Origin of the sequence: Geodermatophilus sp. DSM 45219 (genome assembly GCF_900104025.1) — a bacterium.
Taxonomy (GTDB): Bacteria; Actinomycetota; Actinomycetes; order Mycobacteriales; family Geodermatophilaceae; genus Geodermatophilus.
In genome coordinates this window covers 1-25301 of the sequence record NZ_FNIQ01000007.1, presented here as the reverse complement: position 1 = coordinate 25301, position 25301 = coordinate 1, and the positions used below count along the sequence as shown (strand labels likewise).

23 protein-coding genes are annotated in these 25301 nt (G+C 75.6%); 18 read left to right on the top strand and 5 right to left on the bottom strand.

From position 1 onward, the window contains the following. Window positions 1-69 precede the first annotated feature (69 nt). Both BLR12_RS20415 and BLR12_RS20410 read right to left on the bottom strand, forming a co-directional pair. A complete protein-coding gene (locus BLR12_RS20415; protein WP_091382022.1) occupies window positions 70-1548 on the bottom strand; it encodes a PP2C family protein-serine/threonine phosphatase in 1479 nt (492 codons plus the stop codon). Next, on the bottom strand, window positions 1545-2294 hold the full coding sequence (locus tag BLR12_RS20410; RefSeq protein WP_143018824.1) for a GAF and ANTAR domain-containing protein: 750 nt from the start codon (window positions 2292-2294) through the stop codon (window positions 1545-1547). Before BLR12_RS20410 ends, BLR12_RS20415 begins: the two co-directional genes overlap by 4 nt. A 149-nt stretch (window positions 2295-2443) precedes the next feature. On the opposite strand from BLR12_RS20410, the gene BLR12_RS20405 reads away from it, so the two are divergent. The 5 genes from BLR12_RS20405 (at window position 2444) to BLR12_RS20385 (ending at window position 5587) form a co-directional block, all read left to right on the top strand. Then, window positions 2444-2938, top strand: coding sequence for a PH domain-containing protein (locus tag BLR12_RS20405; protein WP_091382019.1), 495 nt, complete (start codon window positions 2444-2446; stop codon window positions 2936-2938). Window positions 2939-3278: 340 nt separating this feature from the next. Continuing rightward, window positions 3279-3908, top strand: coding sequence for a translation initiation factor IF-3 (gene infC / locus BLR12_RS20400; protein ID WP_091382292.1), 630 nt, complete (start codon window positions 3279-3281; stop codon window positions 3906-3908). Window positions 3909-4031: 123 nt separating this feature from the next. Beyond that, complete coding sequence (gene rpmI / locus BLR12_RS20395; RefSeq protein WP_091156063.1) at window positions 4032-4226, top strand: 50S ribosomal protein L35; 195 nt, start codon at window positions 4032-4034, stop codon at window positions 4224-4226. Window positions 4227-4256: 30 nt separating this feature from the next. Continuing rightward, a complete protein-coding gene (rplT, locus tag BLR12_RS20390) occupies window positions 4257-4646 on the top strand; it encodes a 50S ribosomal protein L20 (RefSeq protein ID WP_091382017.1) in 390 nt (129 codons plus the stop codon). Window positions 4647-4798: 152 nt separating this feature from the next. Beyond that, complete coding sequence (locus tag BLR12_RS20385) at window positions 4799-5587, top strand: TrmH family RNA methyltransferase (RefSeq protein WP_091382015.1); 789 nt, start codon at window positions 4799-4801, stop codon at window positions 5585-5587. A gap of 12 nt (window positions 5588-5599) precedes the next feature. On the opposite strand, the gene BLR12_RS20380 is transcribed toward BLR12_RS20385, so the two are convergent. Continuing rightward, window positions 5600-7876 carry a diguanylate cyclase domain-containing protein gene (locus BLR12_RS20380; protein ID WP_255363668.1) on the bottom strand — a complete coding sequence of 759 codons (2277 nt, stop codon included), beginning with the start codon at window positions 7874-7876 and terminating at the stop codon, window positions 5600-5602. Window positions 7877-8014: 138 nt separating this feature from the next. Here BLR12_RS20380 and pheS point away from each other — a divergent pair, with 138 nt between their 5' ends. Genes pheS through BLR12_RS20365 form a run of 3 tightly spaced genes read left to right on the top strand, consistent with a single transcriptional unit; the run spans window position 8015 to window position 12400 of the window. Then, complete coding sequence (gene pheS, locus BLR12_RS20375) at window positions 8015-9082, top strand: phenylalanine--tRNA ligase subunit alpha (RefSeq protein ID WP_091382012.1); 1068 nt, start codon at window positions 8015-8017, stop codon at window positions 9080-9082. Beyond that, window positions 9079-11541 (top strand): phenylalanine--tRNA ligase subunit beta, encoded by a 2463-nt coding sequence (gene pheT, locus BLR12_RS20370; protein ID WP_091382011.1) that lies wholly within the window; start codon window positions 9079-9081, stop codon window positions 11539-11541. Before pheS ends, pheT begins: the two co-directional genes overlap by 4 nt. Next, window positions 11534-12400: an SDR family NAD(P)-dependent oxidoreductase gene (locus BLR12_RS20365; RefSeq protein ID WP_091382009.1), complete on the top strand. Its 867-nt coding sequence runs from the start codon at window positions 11534-11536 to the stop codon at window positions 12398-12400. Before pheT ends, BLR12_RS20365 begins: the two co-directional genes overlap by 8 nt. 13 nt (window positions 12401-12413) lie before the next feature. Here BLR12_RS20365 and BLR12_RS20360 read toward each other — a convergent pair whose 3' ends face one another. Then, window positions 12414-13295 (bottom strand): diacylglycerol/lipid kinase family protein, encoded by an 882-nt coding sequence (locus BLR12_RS20360; protein ID WP_091382008.1) that lies wholly within the window; start codon window positions 13293-13295, stop codon window positions 12414-12416. A 149-nt stretch (window positions 13296-13444) separates the two neighbouring features. Here BLR12_RS20360 and BLR12_RS20355 point away from each other — a divergent pair, with 149 nt between their 5' ends. Then, window positions 13445-14647, top strand: a complete 1203-nt coding sequence (locus tag BLR12_RS20355; protein ID WP_091382006.1) for a Fic family protein — start codon at window positions 13445-13447, stop codon at window positions 14645-14647. A 7-nt stretch (window positions 14648-14654) separates the two neighbouring features. Here the strand turns inward: BLR12_RS20355 and BLR12_RS20350 are convergent, their stop codons facing one another. Then, window positions 14655-15401, bottom strand: coding sequence for a 3-keto-5-aminohexanoate cleavage protein (locus BLR12_RS20350; RefSeq protein ID WP_091382005.1), 747 nt, complete (start codon window positions 15399-15401; stop codon window positions 14655-14657). 142 nt (window positions 15402-15543) lie between these two features. Here BLR12_RS20350 and argC point away from each other — a divergent pair, with 142 nt between their 5' ends. The 9 genes from argC to tyrS all read left to right on the top strand — a co-directional run bounded on the left by argC (window position 15544) and on the right by tyrS (window position 24886). Next, window positions 15544-16584, top strand: a complete 1041-nt coding sequence (argC, locus tag BLR12_RS20345; RefSeq protein WP_091382003.1) for an N-acetyl-gamma-glutamyl-phosphate reductase — start codon at window positions 15544-15546, stop codon at window positions 16582-16584. Next, the gene (gene argJ, locus BLR12_RS20340; RefSeq protein WP_091382002.1) at window positions 16581-17732 is read left to right on the top strand and encodes a bifunctional glutamate N-acetyltransferase/amino-acid acetyltransferase ArgJ; all 1152 of its coding nucleotides are present in this window, start codon (window positions 16581-16583) and stop codon (window positions 17730-17732) included. Before argC ends, argJ begins: the two co-directional genes overlap by 4 nt. Further along, window positions 17729-18736 carry an acetylglutamate kinase gene (argB, locus tag BLR12_RS20335; RefSeq protein WP_218120768.1) on the top strand — a complete coding sequence of 336 codons (1008 nt, stop codon included), beginning with the start codon at window positions 17729-17731 and terminating at the stop codon, window positions 18734-18736. Before argJ ends, argB begins: the two co-directional genes overlap by 4 nt. Continuing rightward, a complete protein-coding gene (locus BLR12_RS20330; protein ID WP_091382000.1) occupies window positions 18733-19914 on the top strand; it encodes an acetylornithine transaminase in 1182 nt (393 codons plus the stop codon). Before argB ends, BLR12_RS20330 begins: the two co-directional genes overlap by 4 nt. Further along, on the top strand, window positions 19911-20855 hold the full coding sequence (argF, locus tag BLR12_RS20325) for an ornithine carbamoyltransferase (protein WP_091381999.1): 945 nt from the start codon (window positions 19911-19913) through the stop codon (window positions 20853-20855). Before BLR12_RS20330 ends, argF begins: the two co-directional genes overlap by 4 nt. A 114-nt stretch (window positions 20856-20969) precedes the next feature. Further along, a complete protein-coding gene (locus BLR12_RS20320; protein WP_091381997.1) occupies window positions 20970-21506 on the top strand; it encodes an arginine repressor in 537 nt (178 codons plus the stop codon). Further along, on the top strand, window positions 21503-22951 hold the full coding sequence (gene argH / locus BLR12_RS20315; RefSeq protein ID WP_091381996.1) for an argininosuccinate lyase: 1449 nt from the start codon (window positions 21503-21505) through the stop codon (window positions 22949-22951). Before BLR12_RS20320 ends, argH begins: the two co-directional genes overlap by 4 nt. Further along, window positions 22915-23586, top strand: a complete 672-nt coding sequence (locus tag BLR12_RS20310; RefSeq protein WP_369803484.1) for a DNA-3-methyladenine glycosylase — start codon at window positions 22915-22917, stop codon at window positions 23584-23586. Before argH ends, BLR12_RS20310 begins: the two co-directional genes overlap by 37 nt. Window positions 23587-23590: 4 nt before the next feature. Continuing rightward, window positions 23591-24886: a tyrosine--tRNA ligase gene (gene tyrS / locus BLR12_RS20305; RefSeq protein ID WP_091381993.1), complete on the top strand. Its 1296-nt coding sequence runs from the start codon at window positions 23591-23593 to the stop codon at window positions 24884-24886. The last annotated feature ends 415 nt before the right edge of the window (window positions 24887-25301 follow it).

Here is a 25301-nt window from a genome sequence, read left to right as displayed (position 1 = left end):
GGACTCGGGGCGCAGGACCATGGTGCGTCCTCCCCGTTGCGCCCGTGTGTCCTGCGCGGGTCGGCCGGCTCACAGTCCGCGCGGCTCCGGCGCCCAGCGCGCGAGCAGCACGCTGGCGTCGTCCTGCAGCAGTCCGTCCTGGTGGTCCAGCACCGCGTGCATCAGCCGGCGGGCCGTCTCCGGTGGGGTCTGACCGCCGGCGACCTCGCGGGTGAGCAGGTCGACCAGCCGTTCCTCGCCGAACCAGGCGCCGGTGGCGTCCCGGGCCTCGGTGACGCCGTCGGTGTGCACCGCCAGCCAGTCGCCGGGCTGCAGTGCCTCCTCGGCCACGGTGAGGACGCCGGTGCCCAGCCCGAAGGGCCGGCGCCGTCCGCCGGCCAGCGACTTCACGACCTTCCCACCGCGCAGCAGGTAGGGCGTCGGGTGCCCGGCGTTGACGTAGCGCAGCCGGCCACTGGGGACGTCGAGCTCGGCGAGCACCCCGGTGACGAACGCGCTGCCGGGGAAGGTGTCCGCCACCACCTCGTCGATCGCCCGCGCCTGGTCATAGACGCCGCGGCCGTCGCGGCGGGCGCTGCGGTAGGCCGACACCGCGGCGGCGGCGAGGAGGGCAGCGGCCAGGCCGTGCCCCATCGCGTCGAAGGCGGCCAGGGAGACGGTGGTGTCGGACAGCGAGTAGTCGAAGGCGTCCCCGCCCGCCTCGTAGGCCGGCTCCAGCACCCCGGAGAGCACGAAGGTCCCGCTGCCGGCCGTCAGCGGCGGCAGCAGCTGCCACAGCAGCTCGGCGGAGGCGGTGCGGGGCCGGGTACGGCGGGGCCGCTCCAGCCCGTCGCCGTACTGGCCCATCGACGCCAGCAGCGAGCCGACCAGCTCCGCCAGCCAGCGGCACTCCTCCCGCAAGCCGGGGTCGTAGAGCTCCGACTCCGTGCCGACCCGCACCTCGAGGACCCCGATCCGGTCCGAGCCGTCGAGCAGCGGGAGCCACAGCCGGCGCACGCCGTCGGCGTCGGACGGCAGCAGCCGGACCGACTGGAAGACCCGGCCGGGCAGGGAGCCGTCGATGGGCAGCGAGTCGGGGGAGCCGGGACCGGCCGGCCGCAGCGGCCACAGCCGGCGCTGCTCGTGGTCGGCGACGTGGACCGTCACCTCCACCCCCAGGGCCGCGCCGGCCTCGCCGACCAGGGCGGGCAGCCGGTCGGGGGGCGCGAGGTGCGCCGTCTCGACCAGGCGCAGCAGGGTGGCGAACGGCCCGCGGGTCCGGCCCCGGCGCACCGGTGGGAGGTAGGGGACCCGGTGCTGGGTCACCAGCTCGTCGAGCCGCTCGTTGAGGGCGTGGGCCAGGACGTTGACCTCCGCGGGCGGCAGCGACAGGAGTCCCTGCAGGTGGCCCTCCACCTCGAACAGGTCTGCGTGACCGCCGATCGCGAAGTACCGCGTCCACAACTGGTCCAGGGTCAGGTCGGCGGCCTCGAGGGCCGACCGCAAGGCGTGGCGGCGCTCCTCCTCGGAGGGGTCCTCGGGCGCGCCCGGCCCGGGGCGGCGGGTCACCGTCGCCGGCGGACGGCGGACTCCACCACCGTCCGGGCGACGTCGGCCAGCGCGGCGCCCTCCTCGCCCGCGCGGGACACGAGGATGCCGAAGGCCACGTCCTCCGGCACCCCGTGCTGGGCCATGACGACCCCCTTCGCGGTGCTCACCACGTCCCGCTCCCGGACCGCCTGCCGCAGCCCCTCGGTGAGCCGCCGGGCGCGTTCCCGGGTCTGCACGTTCGCCGCGAGGATCGCCGCCTGCGCCGCGGACAGCGTCAGCCGCCTCTCGGCGGAGACGTCGAAGGACCCCGGCCGTTCCGCGTACACCTTGAGCGCACCGAGCGAGGCGTCACCGGCGACCAGCGGCACGCTCATCGCCGCCCGCAGGCCCAGCGGGGTCACCGCCGACGCCCACCGCGGCCACCGGCGGTCGGTGGGCAGGTCGTCGACGCGGACCATCCGGCGTCCCGCCGCCGCGGCCAGGCAGGGCCCCTCGCCGAGCTCGTACTGCAGGGCGTCGGCGCGCTGCACCCGGGCGTCGGTGGAGCCGGAGCTGCGGCGGCCGCGCTCGTCGACGATGGAGACACCCGCGCCCACCGCCCCCGGGACGGCGTCCAGGGCCAGCGAGCTGACCAGGCCGAGCGCGGTGTCCACCGTCTCCTCGGAGAGCAGCAGCCCGGCCACGCGGGCGGAGACGGCCGACAGCTCGTCGGCGAGGGGGAGGTCGTGACGTGGGCGCTCCGAGCCCTGGTGGTCGTGGCGCACGGGCACCTCTCGGCGGTCGGCTGCGACCTCCGCCGTAGTTGGACGGGGCGGCAGCGCCGCGGTCAGCCTAGCCCGGTGGGAGACCCCGACCCGCGGGCCTGCACCGCGGGGTGGCCCGGCGCCCGGCCCCGGCCTGGGAGGATGGGCGCGTGCCAGCCACCGCGCCGACCGCCGTCTCCGCCGTGCCGCGCCGATGGCGGCTGCTGTGCGCGGGAGCGGCTCTCGTCGTCGTCACCGTCCTGACCTACGTCGGGGTGACGCTGCAGGAGAACGCGACCGGCGTGGCGCGCTTCACCACCGCGGACCAGGTCGCCATCGTGGGCCTCGGGCTGGTGCTGGGCGCGGGCCTGCTGGCCCTGGGCCGACCGCGGGTGGACGCCGACGCGACCGGCGTCCGGGTGCGCAACCTGGCCGGCGAGCGCACCGTGCCCTGGACCGCGGTGCAGGCGATCCGCTTCGACCGCCGGTTCCGCTGGGCCACGCTGCTGCTCACCAACGACGACGAGTTCGCCCTGCTGGCGATCCAGGGTGCCGACGGCGACCGCGCCGTCGAGGCCGTCGAGGGGCTGCGGGCGCTGCTGGCCGCGGCCCGGGCGTCCCAGCCGCCGCCTCCGCCACGTCCGCCGCTGCTCTACGACGACTGAAGGAGGACCACCCTTCCCCCCACGTCTCGCACGCTCGGCGCGGGTCCCTGGAGGGTGGCCGTTCCAGGCGGTCACCACCGGGAATGACCGCCGTCCCCGTGACGCTGTAGTATCAGCGTGCCTCCCCGCTACACGAGGCGCGCGAACCACTGAGCGGCCCTGCCCCGGGCCGCTCGACCAAGAGGAGCCCGCTCCCACCTGGCGCCGTCGAGGCGTCCAGGTCCCCGGATCGCGGAGCCCGGCCCCGGCCGGGCCCGCGGCGTGCACGAGCTTCCGGGCTCGGTGCACCCCGGCGAGTGGGCCCCACGAGCACTGCTCGTGGGGCCTCTCTCACGTCGGCATCCGGTGGCCGAGCGAGCCCTCCCCATGCAGCAGCAGAGGAGAGGCCATCACCGAGCCCCGCATCAACGACCGCATCCGCGTCCCCGAGGTCCGCCTGGTCGGCCCCGAGGGCGAGCAGGTCGGCGTCGTGTCGATCGGCGAGGCGCTGCGCCTGGCCCAGGACTCCGAGCTCGACCTGGTCGAGGTCGCGCCCATGGCCAAGCCACCGGTCGCCAAGCTCATGGACTACGGGAAGTTCAAGTACGAGTCCGCCCAGAAGGCCCGCGAGGCCCGGCGGAACCAGGCGCTCACCGTCATCAAGGAGATGCGGCTGCGCCTGAAGATCGACCCGCACGACTACGAGACCAAAAAGGGCCACGTCGAGCGCTTCCTGCGAGGCGGCGACAAGGTCAAGATCACCGTGATGTTCCGCGGCCGCGAGCAGTCCCGTCCGGAGATGGGCTACCGGCTGCTCCAGCGGTTGGCCGCCGACGTCGCCGAGCTCGGCGTCGTGGAGTCCAACCCGAAGCAGGACGGCCGCAACATGGTCATGGTGATCGCCCCGCACCGGAACCAGGCCGCGACCGACGCGGCCCGCCGCTCCGCGAAGGCCGAGAAGGCCGCCGAGGGGCAGGGTCCGCAGGCCTGACCGGCCGCAGGACCGCACCACCAGACGCACCGGCGCCGGAACCGGTGGACGCCGCGGCAGCTCCCGGGCTGCCGCGACGTCGACGTGCCACGGCGCCGCCACACACGAACGAGGACCGAGGACATGCCGAAGCAGAAGACGCACAAGGGCACCGTGAAGCGAGTGCGCGTGACGGGCAGCGGGAAGCTCATGCGCGAGCAGGCCAACAACCAGCACAAGTTCGAGCACAAGTCCTCGCGTCGCAAGCGCCGGCTCGACCAGGACCAGGTCATCTCCCCGGCCGACACCAAGAACCTCAAGAAGCTGCTCGGGCTCTGAGCGCCCCCCTAGACGAGAAGGAGCCCTTCCGTGGCACGCGTGAAGCGGGCGGTCAACGCCCAGAAGAAGCGCCGGACGACCCTCGAGGCGGCCAGCGGCTACCGGGGCCAGCGGTCCCGGCTGTACCGCAAGGCCAAGGAGCAGATCCTCCACTCGGCGACCTACCAGTACCGCGACCGCAAGGTGCGCAAGGGTGACTTCCGCAAGCTGTGGATCACCCGCATCAACGCCGCGGCCCGCCAGAACGACATGACCTACAACCGGTTCATGCAGGGCCTCAAGCTCGCCGGCATCGAGCTCGACCGCCGCGTGCTGGCCGAGCTGGCCGTCAACGAGCCGGCCGCCTTCGCCGCGCTGGTGGAGACCGCCCGCGCCGCGCTCGCCGCGAACCCCGAGGCGACCGGCACCCAGGCCGCCTGAGCGAACGCACCGCTGACGCCGCCGGCGCCGACCCCTCGACGGGCCGGCGCCGGCGGCGTCGCCGTGTGTGCGGGCCGTGAGATCTGCACACTCGCGGCCATCGGGAGCCGGATGACCACCACTGTGCAGATCTCGCGGGAGGACGACGAACGGTGACCGAGCCGCTGACCGAGCGCTCGGCGCGGGTGGTCGCCGCGCGCAAGCTGACCCGGCGGGCCGGCCGCGACGCCGCGGGACTGTTCCTCGCCGAGGGGCGGCAGGCCGTGGTCGAGGCGCTCGCCGACCCGGCGGGGGTGCGCGAGGTGTTCGCCACCGAGGCCGCCGCCGAGACGCACCGCGACCTGCTGACCGGCTCGCCCGTCCCGGTCCGCGTGGTCACCGACAAGGCCGCGGCGACGCTGTCGGAGACGGTCACCCCGCAGGGCCTGGTCGCGGTCTGCGCGCTCCGCGACGTGCCGGCCGACGTCCTGCTGGGCGCGCCGCCGCGGCTCGCCGTGGCGCTGGCCGAGCTCGCCGACCCCGGCAACGCCGGCACCGTGCTGCGCACCGCGGACGCCTGCGGCGCCGGGGCGGTCGTGTTCGGCGCCGGCTCGGCGGACCCCTACGGCGGCAAGGCGGTGCGGGCCAGCGCCGGCAGCCTCTTCCACGTCGACGTCGTCCGCGGGACGCCGCTCGAGGCGCTGCTGCCCCGGCTGCAGGCCGCCGGGGTCACCGTGTTCGCGGCCGACGGCGGGGGCGAGGCGACGCTCCCGGAGGTCACCGAGCGGCTCACCGGCCCGGTGCTGTGGTTGTTCGGCAACGAGGCCCGCGGGGTGCCCGCCGACCTCGCCGCAGTGGCCGACGCACGGGTACGCATCCCGATGCGGGGGCGCGCCGAGAGCCTCAACCTGGCCGCGGCCGCGGCGATCTGCCTCTACGCCACCCAGCTCGCGCGGGGCTGACTGGGCCGGCGTTCAGGTGGTCGGGTCGGTCCGGGTGGCGTACATCCGCATGTCGGCCGAGTGCAGCAGCGCGGGGAAGTCCGCGCCGTCCTCGGGCCAGACGCTGACTCCGATGCTCGCCCGCACGGTGACCTCCTGCTCGCGCAGTGACACGGGGCGGGCCACCACCTCGGCCAGCTCGCCGGCGATCCGGCGGGCCTCGGCGGCCGCGGTGGCCTCGGGCAGGCCGGTGAGCGCGACGAGGAACTCGTCGCCGCCGAGGCGGGCCAGCAGGTCGTTGCGGCGCAGCCGGCCGCGGAGCCGGTCGGCGACGGCGACCAGCAGCTCGTCGCCCACCGCGTGCCCGAACCGGTCGTTCACGCACTTGAAGCCGACCAGGTCGACGAACAGCACCGCCACCGCCTCACCGTGGGCCCGGGCGTTCCAGATGGCGGTGTCGACCTGCTCGGCCAGCCGCCGCCGGTTGGGCAGGCCGGTGAGCGAGTCGGTGTAGGCCAGCTCCTCGATGCGGGCCAGGTAGGTGCGGGTGCGGTCGCGCTCCTGCACGAGGGCGCGCTCCGCGTCCACCCGCGCGGTGACGTCGACCTGGGTACCGATGTAGTGGGTCACCGTGCCGTCGGGCCCGACGACCGGCGCCAGGTGCAACTCGTTCCACCACGGCGTCTTCTCCGGCCCGCGGTGGTTGAGGACGGTCACGCGGCACTCCTCGCCGGCGTCCACCGCACGGCGGACGGCGGCGACCGCGGTCGGGTCGGTGTCCGGGCCCTGCAGGAACCGGCAGTTGCGGCCCAGCAGCTCCGACTTCGGCAGCCCGGCGAGCTTCTCGAAGGCCGGGTTGACGTACACCAGCGGCTGGTCGGGCCGGCGCATGTCGACGATCGAGACGCCGGTGGGCGTCGAGGCCAGCGCGCCCTGGACGAGCGTGTCGCCGGTCGCGGCGATCAGCACGCCGGCGTCGAACCGATCGGGGTCGGGCACGACGGGAGCGGGCGGAGCGGCCGGTGCCTGGGCCGGCGCCGGCAGCGGCTCCGAGCGCGGGGCGACGCGGGCCAACAGCGCCGCGGTCGCGCGGACGACGGTGTCGCGGTCGTAGGTCAGCGCGTAGGCGAACCGGCGCTCGGCGTCGGGACCGTCGTCGCCCAGGTCGCGGGCCAGCAGCGCGGCGGCGAAGTGCGGGCCCAGCACGGTGACGTCCCACTCGCCGCGGACCGGGTCGCCGGGGGCGAGCGTCGCGCCGCGCAGGCCGGGCAGCGGCTCGACCGGCAGGTCCTCGCCGAGGGCGCAGACGAAGCCGGTGCGCTCGACCAGGTCGCGGTAGCGCAGCGTGGTGGCCGGCGTGAAGTGCCGGGCCTCCTGGAAGGTGGCGGCCACGACCGCGGTCTCGCCCAGCCGCAGCGCCTCGCGCTCCAGCTGCTTGGACAGCTCGATGAGCAGCGCCTTCGGCGACTCCCGCAGCGGGACGTCGATCGGCAGGCAGGCGAACGGCGAGACGTCGGCGTCCCGGGTGACGGTCTCGGCCCGCTGCGAGGGCAGCACCAGCGAGCCGGTGACCGCGCCCTCGACCGGGCCGGGGCCGGGGCGGCCGAAGAACCACCCCTGGCCCAGCGTCGCGCCGAGCGCGCGGGCCGTCCGCAGGTGGGCCTCGTCCTCGATGCCCTCGGCGAGCACCACGGCGCCGGTGCGCTCGGCGTGCGCGTTGACCGCGTTCATGATCTCGGCGATCACCGGGCCCGGGCGCTCCTGCACCAGGCTCAGGTCCAGCTTGATCACGTCCGGGCGCAGCAGCGGCATGAAGGCCAGCGACATCGCCTCGGCGCCGACGTCGTCCACCGCGACGCCCCAGCCGACGGCGCGGACCCGCTCGACGGTGCGCAGCAGCTCGGCCGGCCGGGTGGCCAGCGCGCGCTCGGTGATCTCCAGGACCACCCGCAGGCCACCCGGGGCGGTCTGCGCGATGGACAGCAGCTCCTCCATCGGCGCGCGGTCGAGGACCTCGGGCTCGACGTTGACGAAGAGGGTCAGCGGCGCCTGCAGGCCGGCCTCCACCGCGCCGGTGAGCGCGGCGCTGCGGCAGGCGGCGTCGAGCTCGGCGAGCCGGCCGGCCGCGCGGGCCGCGGCGAAGAGGCGGTCGGGGCGCTCCAGCGGACCCTGCGGGCCCCGGGCGAGGGCCTCGTAGGCCACCACGCGCCCGGTGTCGAGCTCGACGATGGGCTGGAAGACGCTGTGCACCACCCCGTCCCGCAGGACGTCGTCGATGCCCGCACCGGAGAGGGTCGAAGAGGAAGCCACGTCCTCCCATCGGACGCCGCCGTCCCCCGTTGAGCGGACGCGGGACCGGGCTCGCTCCATCGGGTGAGCCCCCACCGGGCGGGCCGGGCCGCAAACCCGGCAGCGGCGGCCCGGGCGGCCCGGGCAGAATGGCCTCCCGTGTCTGGCGCCAACGACCCCTACGACCCCAAGCAGGTCGCCGCCCTGTCGCCCGAGGCCCTCGACGCCGCGGTCGCCGCGGCGCGGCAGGCCTTCACCGGGGCCGCGGACCTGGAGGCGCTGGCCGCCGTCCGCCCGGCCCACCTCGGTGACCGCGCGCCGGTGCCGCTGGCCCGCCGCGAGCTCGGCGCGCTGCCCCCGGCGGCGAGGGCGGACGCCGGCAAGCGGGTGAACGCCGCCCGCGTGGCCGTCACCGAGGCCTTCGAGGCCCGCCGCGCCGAGCTCGAGGCCGAGCGCGACGCGCGGGTGCTGGCCGAGGAGCGGGTCGACGTCACGCTGCCGTGGGACCGGCTGCCCCGCGGCGCCCGGCACCCGCTGACCACGCTCACCGACCGGATCGCCGACACCTTCGTCGGGATGGGCTACGAGGTCGCCGAGGGCCCGGAGCTCGAGGCGGAGTGGCTCAACTTCGACGCGCTCAACATCGGCCGCGACCACCCGGCGCGCACGATGATGGACACCTTCTTCGTCGCCCCCGAGGACTCCGGCCTGGTGCTGCGCACGCACACCAGCCCGGTGCAGGCGCGCACGATGCTGTCCCGCACCCCGCCGATCTACGTCGTGGCGCCCGGCCGGGTGTACCGGACCGACGAGCTCGACGCGACCCACCTGCCGGTGTTCCACCAGGTCGAGGGGCTGGCGGTCGACCGCGGGCTGACCATGGCACACCTGCGGGGCACCCTGGACCACCTGGCCCGCTCGCTGTTCGGCGCCGACGCGGTCACCCGCTGGCGACCGTCGTACTTCCCGTTCACCGAGCCGTCGGCGGAGTTCGACGTCTGGTTCCCCGAGCACCGCGACGGCCCGCGCTGGGTCGAGTGGGGCGGCTGCGGGATGGTCAACCCGCGGGTGCTCGTGGCCTGCGGCATCGACCCGGACGCCTACACCGGCTTCGCGTTCGGCATGGGCATCGAGCGGGCCCTGCAGTTCCGTTCGGCCGTCGGCGACATGCGGCACTTCGCCGAGGGCGACGTCCGGTTCACTTCTTCGTTCGGAGTCGAGCAGTGAGGGTCCCCATCGGCTGGCTGGCCGAGCACGTCGACGTCCCCGCCGGCACCCCCGTCGAGGACCTCGACACCGCCTTCGTGCGGCTGGGCCTGGAGGTCGAGGAGGTCCACCGGCCCGCCGAGGTCACCGGCCCGCTCGTCGTCGGCCGGGTGCTGGAGATCGAGGAGCTGACCGGCTTCAAGAAGCCGATCCGGTACTGCCGGGTCGACGTCGGGGAGGGGACACCGCGGGGCATCGTCTGCGGTGCCACCAACTTCGCCGTCGGGGACGCCGTGGTCGTCGCGCTGCCCGGGGCGGTGCTGCCCGGCGGCTTCCAGATCGCCGCACGGACGACCTACGACCACGTCTCCGACGGGATGATCTGCTCGGTCCGCGAGCTGGGCGTCGGCGACGACCACGCCGGCATCCTGGTGCTCGGCGACGACGCCCCGGCCCCGGGCACCCCGGCCGCTCCTGTCGTCGGGCTGGACGACGTCGTCATCGAGCTCGCCGTCACCCCCGACCGCGGCTACTGCCTGTCCATGCGCGGCATCGCCCGCGAGATGGGCACCGGGCTCGGCGTGCCGTGGCGCGACCCCGGCGCGCTGACCCCGCCGGCCTGGTCCGGGGAGCCGGCGTGGCAGGTGACGGTCGAGGACGCCGAGCGCTGCGACCGGTTCTCGATGGTCGCGCTGGAGGGCCTGGACCCGACCGCGCCGAGCCCGTGGTGGATGCGCCGGCGGCTGGCGCAGTCCGGCGTCCGCAGCATCTCGCTGGCCGTCGACGTCACCAACTACGTGATGCTCGAGCTCGGCCAGCCGATGCACGCCTTCGACCGCGACCGCGTGAGCGGTGCGATCGTCGTCCGCCGGGCGCGCGAGGGGGAGCGGCTGACCACCCTGGACGGCAGCCAGCGCCGGCTGGCGTCGGACGACCTGCTGATCACCGACGACTCCGGGCCGATCGGGCTGGCCGCGGTCATGGGCGGCGCCTCGACCGAGATCGGCGCCGCCACCGGCAGCGTGCTGCTGGAGGCCGCGCACTGGGAGCCGACCGGCGTGGCCCGCACCGCCCGCCGGCACCGGCTGCCCAGCGAGGCGGCCAAGCGCTTCGAGCGCGGCGTGGACCCGGAGATGACGATGGTCGCGCTGGCCCGCGCCGCGGCCCTGCTCGCCGAGTACGGCGGCGCCCGCGTCGTCGGCACGCCGGTGGACGTCGACACCCGCGGCCCGCGCCCGGCGATCGCGCTGGACCCGGCGCTGCCCGGCCGCATCGCCGGCGTGGCCTACACCCCGGCGCAGGTCAGCGGGCTGCTCGGCGCGGTCGGCTGCACCGTCGAGGGGGACGGCGGCGCGCTGGCGGTCACCCCGCCGTCCTGGCGCCCGGACCTCACCGACCCCGCCGACCTGGTCGAGGAGGTCGTCCGGCTGGCCGGCTACGACGACGTCCCCTCGGTGCTGCCCACCGCGCCGCCCGGCCGCGGGCTGACCGACGGCCAGCGCCGCCGGCGCGCCGTCGGCCGGGCCCTGGCCGAGTTCGGCTACGTCGAGGCGCCGTCCTTCCCCTTCCTCGGGACGGCGGCCCTCGACGCGCTCGGGCTGCCCGACGGCGACCCGCGCCGGCAGGTGCTGCTGGTGCGCAACCCGCTGTCGGAGGAGGAGCCGGCGCTGCGCACGACGCTGCTGCCGGGCCTGCTCGCCGCCCTGGCGCGCAACCTCTCCCGCGGGCTGCGCGACGTCGCGCTCTTCGAGCACGGCTCGGTCTTCCCCGGCGGCGAGCGGCCCGCGGCCCCGCTGCCCGGCGTCGACCGGCGTCCGGACGACGAGACGCTGGCCGCGCTGCTCGGCGCGGTGCCCGAGCAGCCGTGGCACGTCGCGGTGGCGCTCTCCGGGCACCGCGAGCCGCGCGGCTGGTGGGGGCAGGGCCGCCCGGCCGTCTGGGCCGACGCGGTGCAGGCCGCCCGCCGGGTGGCCGAGGCCGCCGGCGTCGAGCTGACCGTGCGGGCGAGGGAGCGGGCGCCCTGGCACCCGGGCCGCTGTGCCGAGCTGCTCGTCGACGGGCGCGTGGTCGGCCACGCCGGCGAGCTGCACCCGCGGGTGTGCGCGGCGCTGGACCTGCCCCCGCGCACGGCGGTCATGGAGCTGGACGTCGACGCGCTGCCGCCGGTGCCGGTGCCCACCGGGCCGCACCTGTCGAGCTTCCCGCCGGTGTTCGTCGACCTGGCCTTCGTCCTCGCCGAGGAGGTGCCGGCCGCGGCCGTCGAGGCTTCGATCCGCGAGGCGGCCGGGGACCTGCTGGAGGCGGTGCGGCTGTTCGACGTCTACACCGGACCGCAGGTGGGCGAGGGCCGGAGGTCGCTGGCGTACTCGCTGACCCTGCGCGCGCCCGACCGGACGCTGTCCGGGGAGGAGGCCGCCGAGCTGCGCCAGCGCGTGGTCGCGCACGTCGAGCAGGCGCAGCAGGCGGAGCTCCGTGGCTGAAGGACCCCGTCCTCCCCACCCTTCGCAGGCTCAGGGCCGGACCCGGGACGGGGCCACAGCACTCGCCGGTCAGGTCGCGCTGGTCACCGGGGCGTCGACCGGGATCGGCCGGCACCTGGTGGACGGGCTGGCCTCCCGCGGCATGGCCGTGGCGGGCCTGGCCCGGAACGGCGACCGGCTGGCGGCGGCGATGGACGAGGTCACCGCCGCCACCGGTGCCCGCACCCTCGCCGTGGCCGCCGACGTCACCGACCGGGCCGCCGTGGACGACGCCGTGGCGCGGGTCCGCGAGGAACTCGGCCCGGTCGACCTGCTGGTCAACAACGCCGGGCTGATCGACGCGGCCGAGGAGCCGCTCTGGGAGGCCGACCCCGACCAGTGGTGGGCGGTCGTGGAGAGCCACGTCCGCGGGGCCTTCCTGCTCGCCCGCGCCGTCGTCCCGTGGATGGTGCTGCGCAACCGCGGCCGGGTCGTCGACATCGCCAGCGGGATGGGCGTGCGGGCCCGCCCGGAGTACTCGGCGTACTCGGTGGCCAAGACCGGCCTGATGCGGATGACCGAGGCACTGGCCGGCGCCCTGGAGGGCCTGGACGTGCGGGTGTTCGACGTGGCGCCGGGCGTCGTGGACACCCCGATGACCCGCGCCATGCCGATGTGGCAGGGCTTCACCGACTGGACGCCGCCCGAGCTCGTCGTGGAGCTGGTCGCCGCGATCGCCGCCGGTGAGCTCGACCAGTGGTCCGGCCGGTTCCTCCGGGCCGGCGCCGACGACCTCGCCGTCCTGCGGGCCACCACCCCGGACGGCGCGGCCCGGCAGCTGCGCCTGCAGCCCTACGGGGACGGCGACCCGCTGGCCTGACCCCGGTAGCCTTTCAGAACACCGTGGCCAGCGCCCGCGGTGCGATGTCGACGGCGACGGTGGTGCCCGCCTCCAGCTCCACCAGCTCGCCGTCCAGCTGCAGCGGCATCGGCGCGAGTGCCGTGAACGCGTAGTGGGTGGCGCTGGGTTGCGGACCGAGTCCGCGGGTCGCCGCCCGGATGAGCGTCCCCAGCACCTGGAGCTTGCCGGTGCGCCGCTGCGTGATCACCTCGAACCGACCGTCGTCGGGGCGGCCGCCCTCGCTGAGCGTCGCGTACTTGGCCATCTGGTCGATGTTGGCGAACACCAGGCTGTCGATGGTGCGCCGCCTGCCGTCCTCGAGCCTGATCGGGAACGGCCGGAACCGGGAGAAGGACCGCACCACGGTCACGATCTCCTTCCACGACCCCTTCCCGCCCTCCTCCAGGTCGACGGCGACCACCGGGGTCAGGCCGACGCCGATGTAGGAGTGCGCGTACCGGACCTGCGCGGCGTCCCCGCTGCCGATGGTCAGCCGCAGCAGGTCGATCCGGCGGACGTCGCCGGCCACGACGGCGTCGGCCAGGGGTCGCCGCCGCGTCGTCCGGCGGTGGTCGTTGGCGTTGCCCGCCGCCCGCACCGCGCACACGGCCTCGCCGTTCCCGGCCTGCATGACGCCGTCGACGACCTCGTTGTACCCGCCGTCGCCGCTCACCGAGACCAGCAGCGGGCGCCCGGTGCGGGCCGCCTCGCGTGCCAGGTCGCGGGCGTGCCCAGCGTGCTGGGTGGGGCACAGCTCCACCGGTACGGCTGGCAGCCGGCGGGTCAGCTCGGCGTGCAGCTCCTCCGCCGACTGCGGCGCGTCGCCGGTGCTGTGCGGGTTGAAGATGATCACGATCCGGTCGAACGGGCTCACGTGCGGACTCCTCGGACGGGCCGGCGCCCTCGTCGACCGGCTACATGCCCCGGTGGCGCTGTGCGCACGCGTGCCGGATGGAGCGGCACGTCGAGGGGAGCCCCGGCCGCTGTCGTCAATTGCGACGCAAGTGATGATAAGATGACCCGATGTCGTCGGACGTGCTCCCGCGGTGGCCGGCGATCGGCGCCGAGGAGCGGCCCTGGGTTCCCGGCATCCCGGCCGACGCGGTGCCCCGGGCCGTCCGCGCCCGGCACGTCGGGCCCTACCGGGCGGCGGTGGTCCCCGCCATCGCCGACGTGCGGGTCGGCCTGCCGTCGGACGTCGCCGCGCTGGAGGCCGAGGCCACCGCGGAGATCGCCCGCTTCGACGCCGAGGTGGGCGCGGAGCTCGCGCCGTTCGCCGTGGTGCTGCTGCGGTCGGAGTCGGCGTCCTCGTCGATGATCGAGAACCTCACCTCGGGTGCCCGGGCCGTCCTCCTCGCCGAGATGGGCAGCACGGAGAAGCGGAACGCCCAGCAGATCGTCGGCAACGTGGCCGCGATGCGGGCGGCCCTGGACCTGGCGGACGACGTCGACGAGCGGGCCGTCCTCGCGATGCACGACGCCCTGCTCCGCACGGTCGACCCGGGCATCGCCGGGCGGTGGCGCACCGAGCCGGTCTGGATCGGCGGGGACTCCTACGGGCCGCACGGCGCGGAGTACGTGCCGCCGCACGCCGACGCCGTCCCGGGGCTGATGGCGGACCTGGTCCGCTTCGCCCGGCGGACGGACCTGCCGCTGCTGGCCCAGGCCGCGCTCGCCCACGCGCAGTTCGAGACGATCCACCCCTTCGCCGACGGCAACGGCCGCACCGGGCGGGCGCTCGTCCACGCGATGCTGCGCGCCGGCCGGCTCACCCGGCGGGTCACCGTCCCGGTCTCGGCGGGTCTGCTCACCGACACCCGCGCGTACTTCGACACGCTCACCGCCTACCGGTCGGGCGATCCGGTGCCCATCGTCGCCATGCTCGCCACGGCCTCCTTCGCGGCGATCGCCAACGCGCGACAGCTCGTCGCCGAGCTGCACGACGTCCGGCGCGGCTGGGAGGACACCGTGCGGGCCCGGCGTGGGGCGACCACCTGGCGGCTGGCCGACCTGCTGCTCCGCCAGCCGGTGGTCGACGCCGCCACCGTCGCCCGGGAGCTGGGTGTCTCGCCGGCCAACGCGCTGCGCCCGATCCGGCCGCTGGTCGAGGCCGGCGTGCTCACCGAGTTCACCGGCGCCGCGCGCAACCGGATGTGGCAGTCACCGGAGGTGCTGGCCGCCCTTGACGCCTTCGCCGTCCGGGCCGGACGGCGCTCGCTCGGCTGACCGGGAGCTACTGCGCCGGTCCCGGTAGCAGCGCGACGGCGGCCCGCACCAGTGCGGCGTTGTCGGGAGCCGGCGAGCCGTCGGGCAGCTCGAGGGTGTCCTCCAGGCCGATCCGCGTCGACACCCCGCGGCGGCCCGCGCGCCGCACGGCGGGCCAGGCGCTGCTGCCCGCACCGTGCAGCAGGACCGGGACGCCGCCGCCGGTGCGTCCGCCGGGTCCGGTGCCCACGCCCGTGATCAGCGCGTCGGCGGCCTCGCCGGTCGCCGCCTCGTCGAGGCCGGCGGGCAGCTCCAGGAGCACCCGCAGGCAGCGGTCGCGGTCCGGCCACCGCCGCCAGCTCTCGACGGCCTCGGCGTGCCACAGCCCCGCCTCGACGCCGACGCCGCGGTCCACCAGCAGGGCGGCGACGTCCTCGGCGCCGGGCTCGTGCCAGTTGACGGACGCGAAGTCGGGCAGCGCCGTCCACGCGGCGACGGCGGCCAGCCGGTCGGCCGGGTCCGGTGCCGCCCACGCCCCGGTGGTGACACCCACCGGCACACCGGGGACGGCGGCCCGTACCGCCGCCAGCACCGCGCCCAGCGCCGCGCCGTCGAGGGTGTCCGCGCCCTGGGCGTCCTTGACGTGCAGGTGGACCGCCCCGGCTCCGGCCGACGCCACCGCCACGGCGTCGGCCGCCAGCTGGGCCGGGGTGACGGGGAGGGCCGGGTGCCGCGAAGGACGCCGGGCACCGTTGACACACGCCTCGAGCAGCACACCCGCATGGTGGCGAAAGAGTCAGTCCGCGGCAGCTCGTGCTCTGCCCACCACCGTGGGCAGAGCACGACCTCCGTGGAACGCACCTACTGGCCCCCTCCCGCCGTGAACAGTCATGCACGCCCGTGTATGGTCATGCACCATGAATCCAGGGCGGACGTGGACGGTCGGGGTCACCGGCGCCACCGGGTACGCGGGGGGAGAGGTGTGCCGGCTGCTGGCCGGGCACCCGTACCTCCGGCTGGCCGGGGTGCACGCCAACTCGAGTGCCGGCCGACGCCTGGGCGAGCTGCAGCCGCACCTGCTGCCCTACGCCGACCTCGAGGTGCAGCCGAGCGACGCGGAGGACCTCGCCGGCTACGACGTCGTCGTCCTCGCCCTGCCGCACGGGGAGTCGGCGGCCATCGCCGCGCAGCTGCCCGAGGACACGCTGGTCATCGACTGCGGCGCCGACCACCGGCTGAACGACCCCGCCGCGTGGGCCCGCTGGTACGGCTCCGAGCACGCCGGCACCTGGCCCTACGGCCTGCCCGAGCTGCCCGGCCAGCGGGAGGAGCTGGCGGGCGCCCGGCGGATCGCCGTCCCCGGCTGCTACCCGACCTCGGTGACCCTCGCCCTCGCCCCGGCGCTTGCCGCCGGTCTCGTGGAGCCCGAGGTGGTCGTGGTCGCGGCCAGCGGCACCTCGGGTGCCGGGAAGTCGGCCAAGCCGCACCTGCTCGGCAGCGAGGTCATGGGATCGGTCAGCGCCTACGGCGTCGGCGGGGTGCACCGGCACACGCCGGAGATGGTGCAGAACCTGTCGCGGGCCGCCGGTGCGCCGGTCCGCGTCAGCTTCACGCCGACCCTGGTGCCGATGAGCCGGGGCATCCTCGCCACCTGCTCGGCGAAGCTCGCCCCGGGGACCGACGAGGCGGCCGCCCGGGCCGCCTACGAGAAGGCCTACGCCGACGAGCCGTTCGTGCACCTGCTGCACGAAGGGCAGTGGCCGACGACGGCACAGGTGCTCGGCGCCAACACCGTCGCCCTGCAGCTCGCGGTCGACCCCGACGCCGGCCGGCTGGTCGTCGTCGCCGCCGTGGACAACCTGACCAAGGGCACCGGGGGAGCGGCGATCCAGTGCGCCAACCTCGCCCTGGGCCTGCCGGAGACGACGGGCCTCCCGGTCGTGGGGGTGGCACCGTGAGCGCCACCGCGCCCAGGGGCTTCTCCGCGGCGGGGGTCGCGGCCGGGCTGAAGTCCAGCGGCGACCTCGACGTCGCCGTCGTCCTCAACCACGGCCCGGACGACACCGCCGCCGCCGTCTTCACCACCAACCGCTTCCCGGCCGCGCCGGTGCTCTGGAGCCGGCAGGTGCTGGCCGGCGAGCGAGCGCGGGCGGTCGTCCTGAACTCCGGCGGTGCCAACGCGTGCACCGGGCCGGAGGGCTTCGGTGACACCCACGCCACCGCCGAGCACGCGGCAGCGGAGCTGGGCATCGGCGCGATCGACGTCGCGGTGGCCTCCACCGGCCTGATCGGCGTCCGGCTGCCCATGGACGAGCTGACTGCCGGGGTCACCGCGGCGGTGGCGGCGCTCAGCGAGGACGGCGGGGACGACGCCGCCCGCGCGATCATGACCACCGACAGCGTCCCGAAGACGACCGTGCAGGCGCGGGACGGCTGGACCGTCGGCGGCATGGCCAAGGGCGCGGGGATGCTCGCGCCGAGCCTCGCCACGATGCTCGTCGTCCTCACCACCGACGCGGTGGTCGACGCCGGCACCTTGCGGACCGCGCTGGAGCAGGCGACCAGCGTCTCCTTCGAGCGGGTCGACTCCGACGGCTGCCTGTCCACCAACGACACGGTCATCGTGATGGCGTCCGGCGCCAGCGGGGTCACCCCGTCGGCCGAGGAGGTCGCCGAGGCGCTCACCGCCGCGTCGACCGACCTGGCGATGCAGCTGCTGGCCGACGCCGAGGGCTCGACCAAGGACATCGCGATCACGGTCCGCAACGCCGCCAGCGTCGAGGACGCGCTGACCGCCGGCCGCGCCTGCGCCCGCAACAACCTGCTGAAGACGGCGCTGTTCGGCAACGACCCCAACTGGGGCCGGGTGCTGGCCGCGATCGGCACCACCGACGCCGCCTTCGAGCCCGACCGGGTGGACGTGACGATCAACGGCGTCACGGTCTGCCGCGGCGGCGCGATCGGCGACCCGCGCGAGGGCGTCGACCTCACCGGCCGCCGGATCACCATCGACGTCGACCTCGGCGCCGGTGGCGAGCAGGCCACGATCTGGACCAACGACCTGTCCATCGCCTACGTGCACGAGAACTCGGCGTACTCCACGTGACCGCCCAGGACCCCACCCCGCCCGACGTCCGGGTCGAGGAGGCACCGCCCACCGTGCCCGCCGTCCGCAAGCGGATCGGCACCAGCCGGGTCATGCGCACCGACGACCCCGAGGGCGACGCCCGCAAGGTCGCCGTGCTCACCGGGGCGCTGCCGTGGCTCAAGGAGTTCCACGGCAACGTCGTGGTGATCAAGTACGGCGGCCACGCGATGGTCGACGAGGAGTGCCGCCGGGCCTTCGCCGAGGACATGGTCTTCCTGCGGACCTGCGGCATCCTGCCCGTCGTCGTGCACGGCGGCGGCCCGCAGATCACCGAGATGCTCGGCCGGCTCGGCATCGCCAGCGAGTTCCGCGGCGGGCTGCGGGTGACCACCGAGGAGACGATCGACGTCGTCCGCATGGTGCTCACCGGCCAGGTCACCCCCGAGGTGGTCGGCCTGATCAACCAGCACGGCCCGCTGGCCGTGGGCCTGTCCGGCGAGGACGGCGGCCTGTTCACCGCCGAGCGCACCGCCGCGGTGGTGGACGGCGAGCCGGTCGACGTCGGCCTGGTCGGCGACGTGGTCGCGGTCGACCCGGCGCCGGTGCGGGCGCTGCTGGACTCCGGCCACATCCCGGTGATCGCCACGGTCGCCCCGGATCCGGACGGCGTGGTGCACAACGTCAACGCCGACACCGCGGCGGCGGCGGTGGCCGTGGCGCTGGGCGCGGTGAAGCTCGTCGTCCTCACCGACGTCGAGGGGCTCTACGCCGACTGGCCCGACCGCGACTCGCTGGTGCAGCAGATCGACGCCGCCGAGCTGGCCGAGATCCTGCCCACCCTGGACTCGGGGATGGTGCCGAAGATGGCCGCCTGCCTGCGGGCGGTCGAGGGCGGGGTGAACCGGGCGACCGTCGTCGACGGCCGCACCCCGCACGCCCTGCTGCTGGAGATGTTCACGTCCGAGGGCACCGGGACCATGGTGGTCCCGGCCCGCGGCACCACCGGGGAGGAGCCGGCATGACCCGCACGGAGGAGCTGGCCACCCGCTGGTCGGCCGTGATGATGAACAACTACCGGACCCCGCCGGTGGCGCTGGCCCGCGGCGAGGGCGCCACGGTGTGGGACGTCGACGGCCGTGAGTACACCGACCTGCTCGGCGGCATCGCGACGACGATCCTCGGCCACGCCCACCCGCGGGTGGTCGAGGCGATCACCACGCAGGCCGCGCGGCTCGGCCACGTCTCCAACCTGGCGATGCACGAGCCGGGTGTGACCCTCGCCGAGCGGCTGCTGGAGCTCGCCGGCCGGCCGGGCCGGGTCTTCTTCTGCAACTCCGGCGCCGAGGCGAACGAGGCCGCGTTCAAGCTCTCCCGGCTCACCGGGCGCCCCGAGGTGGTCACCGCCGAGGGCTCCTTCCACGGCCGGACCATGGGCGCGCTGGCGCTCACCGGCCAGCCGGGCAAGGCCGACGCCTTCGCCCCGCTGCCCGGCGGCGTCCGGTTCGTGCCCTACGGGGACACCGAGGCGCTGGCCGGCACGGTCAGCGAGGCCACGGCGATGGTGCTGCTCGAGCCGATGCTGGGCGAGGGCGGCGTGCAGCCGGCCCCGCCCGGCTACCTCGCCGCCGCGCAGGACGCCGCGCGGTCGGCCGGTGCGCTGTTCGCCGTCGACGAGGTGCAGACCGGCACCGGCCGCACCGGCCACTGGTTCGCCCACCAGGCCGAGGGCGTGGCGCCGGACGTCGTCACGCTGGCCAAGGCGATCGGTGGCGGGCTCCCGCTCGGCGCCACCCTCGCGTTCGGCGACGCCGCCGACCTGATGACCGCCGGCTCGCACGGCTCCACCTTCGGGGGGAACCCGATCGCCGCCGCGGCCGCGCTCGCCGTGCTGGACACGATCCGCGACGAGGGGCTGCTGGAACGGGCCAAGGAGCTCGAGCACCGGTTCACCGCCGGCATCGAGGCCCTCGGCCACCCGGGTGTCTCCGGCGTCCGCGGCCGGGGCGCGCTGCTGGGCGTCGTCCTCACCGCGCCGGTCGCCGCCGCCCTGGAGGCCCGGCTGCGGGACGCCGGCTTCCTCGCCAACGCCGTCGCCCCGGACGTGCTGCGGCTGGCGCCGTCCCTGGTGCTGACCGACGCCCAGGTCGACGCCTTCGTCACGGCTCTGCCGGCGGCCCTGGACGCGGCGGTGCAGGAGTGACCCGCCACTTCCTGCGGGACGACGACCTGACCCCCGCCGAGCAGGCCGAGGTGCTGGCGCTGGCGGCCGAGCTCAAGCGCACCCGGCACACCGCGGCCGCGCCCGCCCCGCTGCGGGCCGCCAACGGCGCGCCGCGCGCGGTCGCGGTGCTGTTCGACAAGCCCTCGACCCGCACCCGGGTGAGCTTCTCCGTGGGCGTCGCCGAGCTCGGCGGGTACCCGCTGGTGGTCGACGCCGGCAGCAGCCAGCTCGGCCGCGGCGAGTCGGTGGAGGACACCGCCCGCGTGCTGGACCGGCAGGTCGCCGCGATCGTCTGGCGCACCTTCGGCCAGGACCGGGTCGAGGCGATGGCCGCGGTCAGCCGGGTGCCGGTGGTCAACGCGCTCACCGACGGGTTCCACCCCTGCCAGATCCTCGCCGACCTGCAGACCGTCGCCGAGCGCAGGGGCGCCCTCGCCGGCCTCACGATGAGCTACCTCGGGGACGGCGCCAACAACATGGCGCACTCCTACCTGCTGGGCGGCGCGACGGCGGGCATGCACGTGCGCATCGGCTCGCCGGAGTCCTTCCAGCCCTCGCCGGAGGTGCTCGAGCGGGCCGGGGAGATCGCCGCGGAGACCGGCGGCTCGGTGCGCTGGACCGACGACCCGGCGGCCGCCGCGGACGGCGCCGACGTCCTGGTCACCGACACCTGGGTGTCCATGGGGCAGGAGGACGAGTACGACGCCCGTGTCGCACCGTTCCTGCCCTACGCGGTGGACGACGACGCGCTGGCCCGGGCCGCCGCGGACGCCGTCGTCCTGCACTGCCTGCCCGCCTACCGCGGCAAGGAGATCGCCGGCTCGGTCATCGACGGGCCGCAGAGCGCGGTGTGGGACGAGGCGGAGAACCGGCTGCACGCGCAGAAGGCCGTCCTCATCTGGCTCCTGGAGCACTCATGAGACCGGCCGTCGCCCGTCGCGCCCCGGAGGGCGCACGTCCTTCGCGCCTCCTGGAGCACTCGTGACGACCCGCGCGCCCGGCCGGCCCGCGCGCCGACGATCCCGGGGGCGGCGGTGACGACGGCGCTGACCCGCTCGGCCCGCCAGGCGCGGATCCGCGAGCTCATCGAGGCCCAGCCGGTGACCTCGCAGACCCAGCTCGCCGGCCTGCTCGCCGGCTCGGGCATCGAGGTCACCCAGGCCACCCTCTCGCGGGACCTGGAGGAGCTCGGCGCGGTCAAGATGCGCGGGTCGGACGGCGCACCGGCGTCCTACGTGCTGCCGCCGGAGAACGCCCCGCTGCGTCCGGCCCAGGCGGCGCCGGCCCGGCTCACCCGGCTGCTGGCCGACCTGCTGACCTCCGCCGAGGGCAGCGCCAACCTCGCCGTCCTGCGCACGCCGCCGGGCGCGGCGCAGTTCCTGGCCTCCGCTCTGGACAAGGTCGGCCTCCCCGACGTCCTGGGCACGATCGCGGGGGACGACACTCTGCTGGTCGTCTCCCGCGAGCCGGACGGCGGGGTCGCCCTGGCCGACCGGCTGCGCGCGATGGCCCAGCGCCTGCCCGCCGCCTACCCCGAGCTGAAGAACGACCTGGAGGACCCCGCACCGTGAGCCCGGCCGAGCCTGTCGCCCCTACGCACACCCGGCTCTGGGGTGGCCGCTTCGGCGGCGGCCCGTCCCCGGCGATGGCCGCCCTCTCGAAGTCCACGCACTTCGACTGGCAGCTGGCGCCGTTCGACCTGGCCGGATCCCGCGCCCACGCCCGTGTGCTGCACCGGGCCGGACTGCTCACCGACGAGGAGCTCGACCGGATGGTCGGCGCCCTCACCGAGCTCTCCGCCGAGGTCGCGGCCGGCACCTTCACCGCCATCGACTCCGACGAGGACGTGCACGAGGCACTCGAGCGGGGGCTCACCGAGAAGCTCGGCGCGCTCGGCGGCAAGCTGCGCGCCGGCCGCAGCCGCAACGACCAGATCGCCACCGACCTGCGGCTCTACCTGCGGCACACCGTCCGCGCCCTCGTCGGCGAGCTGTCCTCCCTGGAGTCCGCGCTCGTCGGCCTCGCCGAGCGCTACCGGGACGTCCCGGCCCCGGGCATGACGCACCTGCAGCACGCCCAGCCGGTGCTCATCGCCCACCAGCTGCTCGCGCACGCGCACGCCGTCGCCCGGGACGTCGACCGGCTGCAGGACTGGGACCGCCGCGCGGCCGTCAGCCCCTACGGCTCCGGTGCGCTGGCCGGCTCGTCCCTGCCGCTGGACCCCGACGCCGTCGCCGCCGAGCTCGGCTTCGACCGCGCCTCGGACAACTCCATCGACGGCGTGAGCGACCGCGACTTCGCCGCCGAGTTCTGCTTCGCCGCGGCGCTGCTCGGCGTGCACCTGTCCCGGCTGGGGGAGGAGGTCGTGCTCTGGACGTCGACCGAGTTCGGCTGGGCCCGGCTCGACGACGCCTGGGCCACCGGGTCGTCGATCATGCCGCAGAAGAAGAACCCCGACATCGCCGAGCTGGCGCGCGGGAAGTCCGGCCGGTTCGTCGGCAACCTCACCGGCCTGCTCACCATGCTCAAGGGCCTGCCGCTGGCCTACGACCGCGACCTGCAGGAGGACAAGGAGCCGGTCTTCGACTCCATGGAGCAGCTCCTGCTGCTCCTGCCCGCGGTCACCGGGATGATGGCCACCCTCACCCTGCGACCCGAGGTGCTCGAGGCCGCCGCGCCGCAGGGCTTCGCGCTGGCCACCGACGTCGCCGAGTGGCTGGTCCGCCAGGGCGTGCCGTTCCGGTCGGCGCACGAGATCGCGGGCTCGATGGTCGCCTTCTGCGAGCAGGCCGGTCTGGAGCTCGACCAGCTCGACGACGACCAGCTCGCCGGCATCGACCAGCGGCTCACCCCCGCGGTGCGGTCGGTGCTCTCGGTCCCGGGCGCGCTGGCGGCCCGCACGGCCCGCGGGGGGACGGCGCCCGAGCGGGTCGCCGGCCAGATCACCGCGCTCACGGCGCTGGCCACCGAGCACGCCCGCTGGGCCTCGTCCTCACCCGTGGCGGCGGCCCTCTGAGCGCTCCGGGACCGCTCGTCACGGCGGGGGAGCTGCTCGGTCCGCCGGACGACGTGGCGCCCACGCTGCTCGGCTGCTGGGTGGTCACCGACCGCCCGGAGGGACGGGTGGCGCTGCGGCTCACCGAGGTGGAGGCCTACGCCGGCGACGGCACCGACCCGGCGGCGCACTCGCACCGCGGGCCCACGCCGCGCGCGGCGGTCATGTTCGGCCCGCCCGGGCGGCTCTACGTCTACTTCAGCTACGGCGTGCACTGGTGCGCCAACGTCGTCGTGGGCGCCGCGGGCCAGGGGTCGGCGGTGCTGCTGCGCGCCGGGGACGTCGTGGTGGGGGAGGACCTCGCCGCCGCCCGCCGTCCCGCCGCGCGCGCTCCCCGCGACCTGGCCCGCGGTCCCGCCCGGCTGACCCAGGCCCTGGCCATCGGGCCCGGAGACAAGGACGCCGACCTGCTCGACCCGTCGTCGTCGGTGCGGCTGCACCGCGGCGACCCGCCGGCGCAGGTCTCGGCCGGGCCGCGGGTCGGGATCAGCGTGGCCACCGAGCTGCCGTGGCGGTTCTGGGAGACGGGTGCGGAGTCGGTGAGCGTCTTCCGAGCGGGTGGCAGACCCGGCTCCCGGCGGGCCAGGCAGGATTGAGCCCGTGATCGACGTGATCGACGAGCTGCACCGCCGCGGGCTGATCGCCCAGAGCACCGACGAGGACGCCCTGCGCGCCCACCTGGCCGCCGGACCGGTCACCTACTACGCCGGCTTCGACCCGACGGCGCCCAGCCTGCACGTCGGCCACCTGCTGCAGTTCATGGTGCTGCGGGCGCTGCAGCGGGCCGGGCACCAGCCCGTCGTCCTGGTCGGCGGCGCGACCGGCCTGATCGGCGACCCCCGGCCGACCGCGGAGCGCCAGCTCAACGACCGCGACACCGTCGCCGGCTGGGTGGACAGCATCCGCACCCAGGTGGCCCCTTTCCTCGAGGTGCCGGCGGAGCAGGAGGGCCTGAGGGGACCGGTCTACGTCGACAACCTCGACTGGACGGCGCCCCTGACCGCGATCGACTTCCTGCGCGACATCGGCAAGCACTTCCGGGTCGGCCGGATGCTGGCCAAGGAGGCGGTCGCCGCCCGGCTCAACTCCGAAGCGGGGATCAGCTACACCGAGTTCAGCTACCAGATCCTGCAGGCCAACGACTACCGCGAGCTCTTCCGCCGCCACGGCGTGACGCTGCAGACCGGCGGCTCGGACCAGTGGGGCAACCTGACCGCCGGCATCGACCTCGTGCGCCGGACCGAGGGCGCGACGGTGCACGCGCTGTCCACCCCGCTGGTCACCAAGTCCGACGGCACCAAGTTCGGCAAGACCGAGGGCGGCGCGGTCTGGCTCGACCCGGTGCTCACCTCGCCCTACGCGTTCTTCCAGTTCTGGCTCAACGCCGACGACGCCGACGCCCGCGCCTGGCTGCCGCTGTACTCCGAGCGCCCGGCCGAGGACGTCGAGGCGCTGATCGCCGAGTCGGTGGAGCGCCCCGCCGCCCGCGCGCTGCAGCGGGCACTGGCCGAGGAGCTGACCCGCCTCGTGCACGGTGAGGACGAGCTCCGCCAGGCGGAGGCCGCCGGCCGCGCGCTCTTCGGCCGTGACGACCTGTCCGCCCTGGGACCGGAGACGCTGGGCGCCGCCCTGCAGGAGGCCGGCAGCGTCACCGTCGACGGGAGGACGCCGACCGTCGCGGCGCTGCTGCAGCAGACCGGTCTGGTCAGCAGCCTGTCCGAGGCCCGGCGCACCGTGAAGGAGGGCGGCGCCTACCTCAACAACGAGCGGGTGACCGACGCCGACACCGTGCCGGGGGACGGCGACTGGCTCCCCGGCGGCTGGCTGGTGCTCCGCCGGGGCAAGCGCTCGGTGGCCGGGGTCCGGCGCGGGTCGGCCCAGGTGAACGGCGTGTGACGGTGCCGTTCCACCCGGGTGTCGACCGTCACCCCGGGCCGGTTTGACAGCCCGGACGACACCGACGTAACTTCTCTCTGCGCCCGGCGAGACCGGAGCGGGACGGAGACCGAGTCACCGCCCGCAGGTCGGACCAGGCGCCGCCTGCCCGGCAACTCAGCGGGCCCCAGGAACACCACCCGGGGGACGCTCGTTGCACCGGGCACTGCCGCTCCGAGCGCCGAGCCCGGGTCCTGGACCCGCCGCTTGACGGACACGGAGAGCGGCGTAACGTGGAACAGCCGCCGCGATCGATGGCCTCACCGGGCCGGGCATCGTGAGCGTCCGCTCCTTGAGAACTCAACAGCGTGCCGAAAGTCAGTGCCAAGTAACAACCCCTTTTTGTGGGTTTCTTTGGGTTGATTGATCGAGAGCG

Coding starts and splice junctions, on each gene's coding strand:
- rpmI (WP_091156063.1), top strand. CDS start 4,032: ATGCCGAAGCAGAAGACGCACAAGGGCACCGTGAAGCGAGTGCGCGTG.
- BLR12_RS20355 (WP_091382006.1), top strand. CDS start 13,445: ATGTCGTCGGACGTGCTCCCGCGGTGGCCGGCGATCGGCGCCGAGGAG.
- argC (WP_091382003.1), top strand. CDS start 15,544: ATGAATCCAGGGCGGACGTGGACGGTCGGGGTCACCGGCGCCACCGGG.
- BLR12_RS20330 (WP_091382000.1), top strand. CDS start 18,733: ATGACCCGCACGGAGGAGCTGGCCACCCGCTGGTCGGCCGTGATGATG.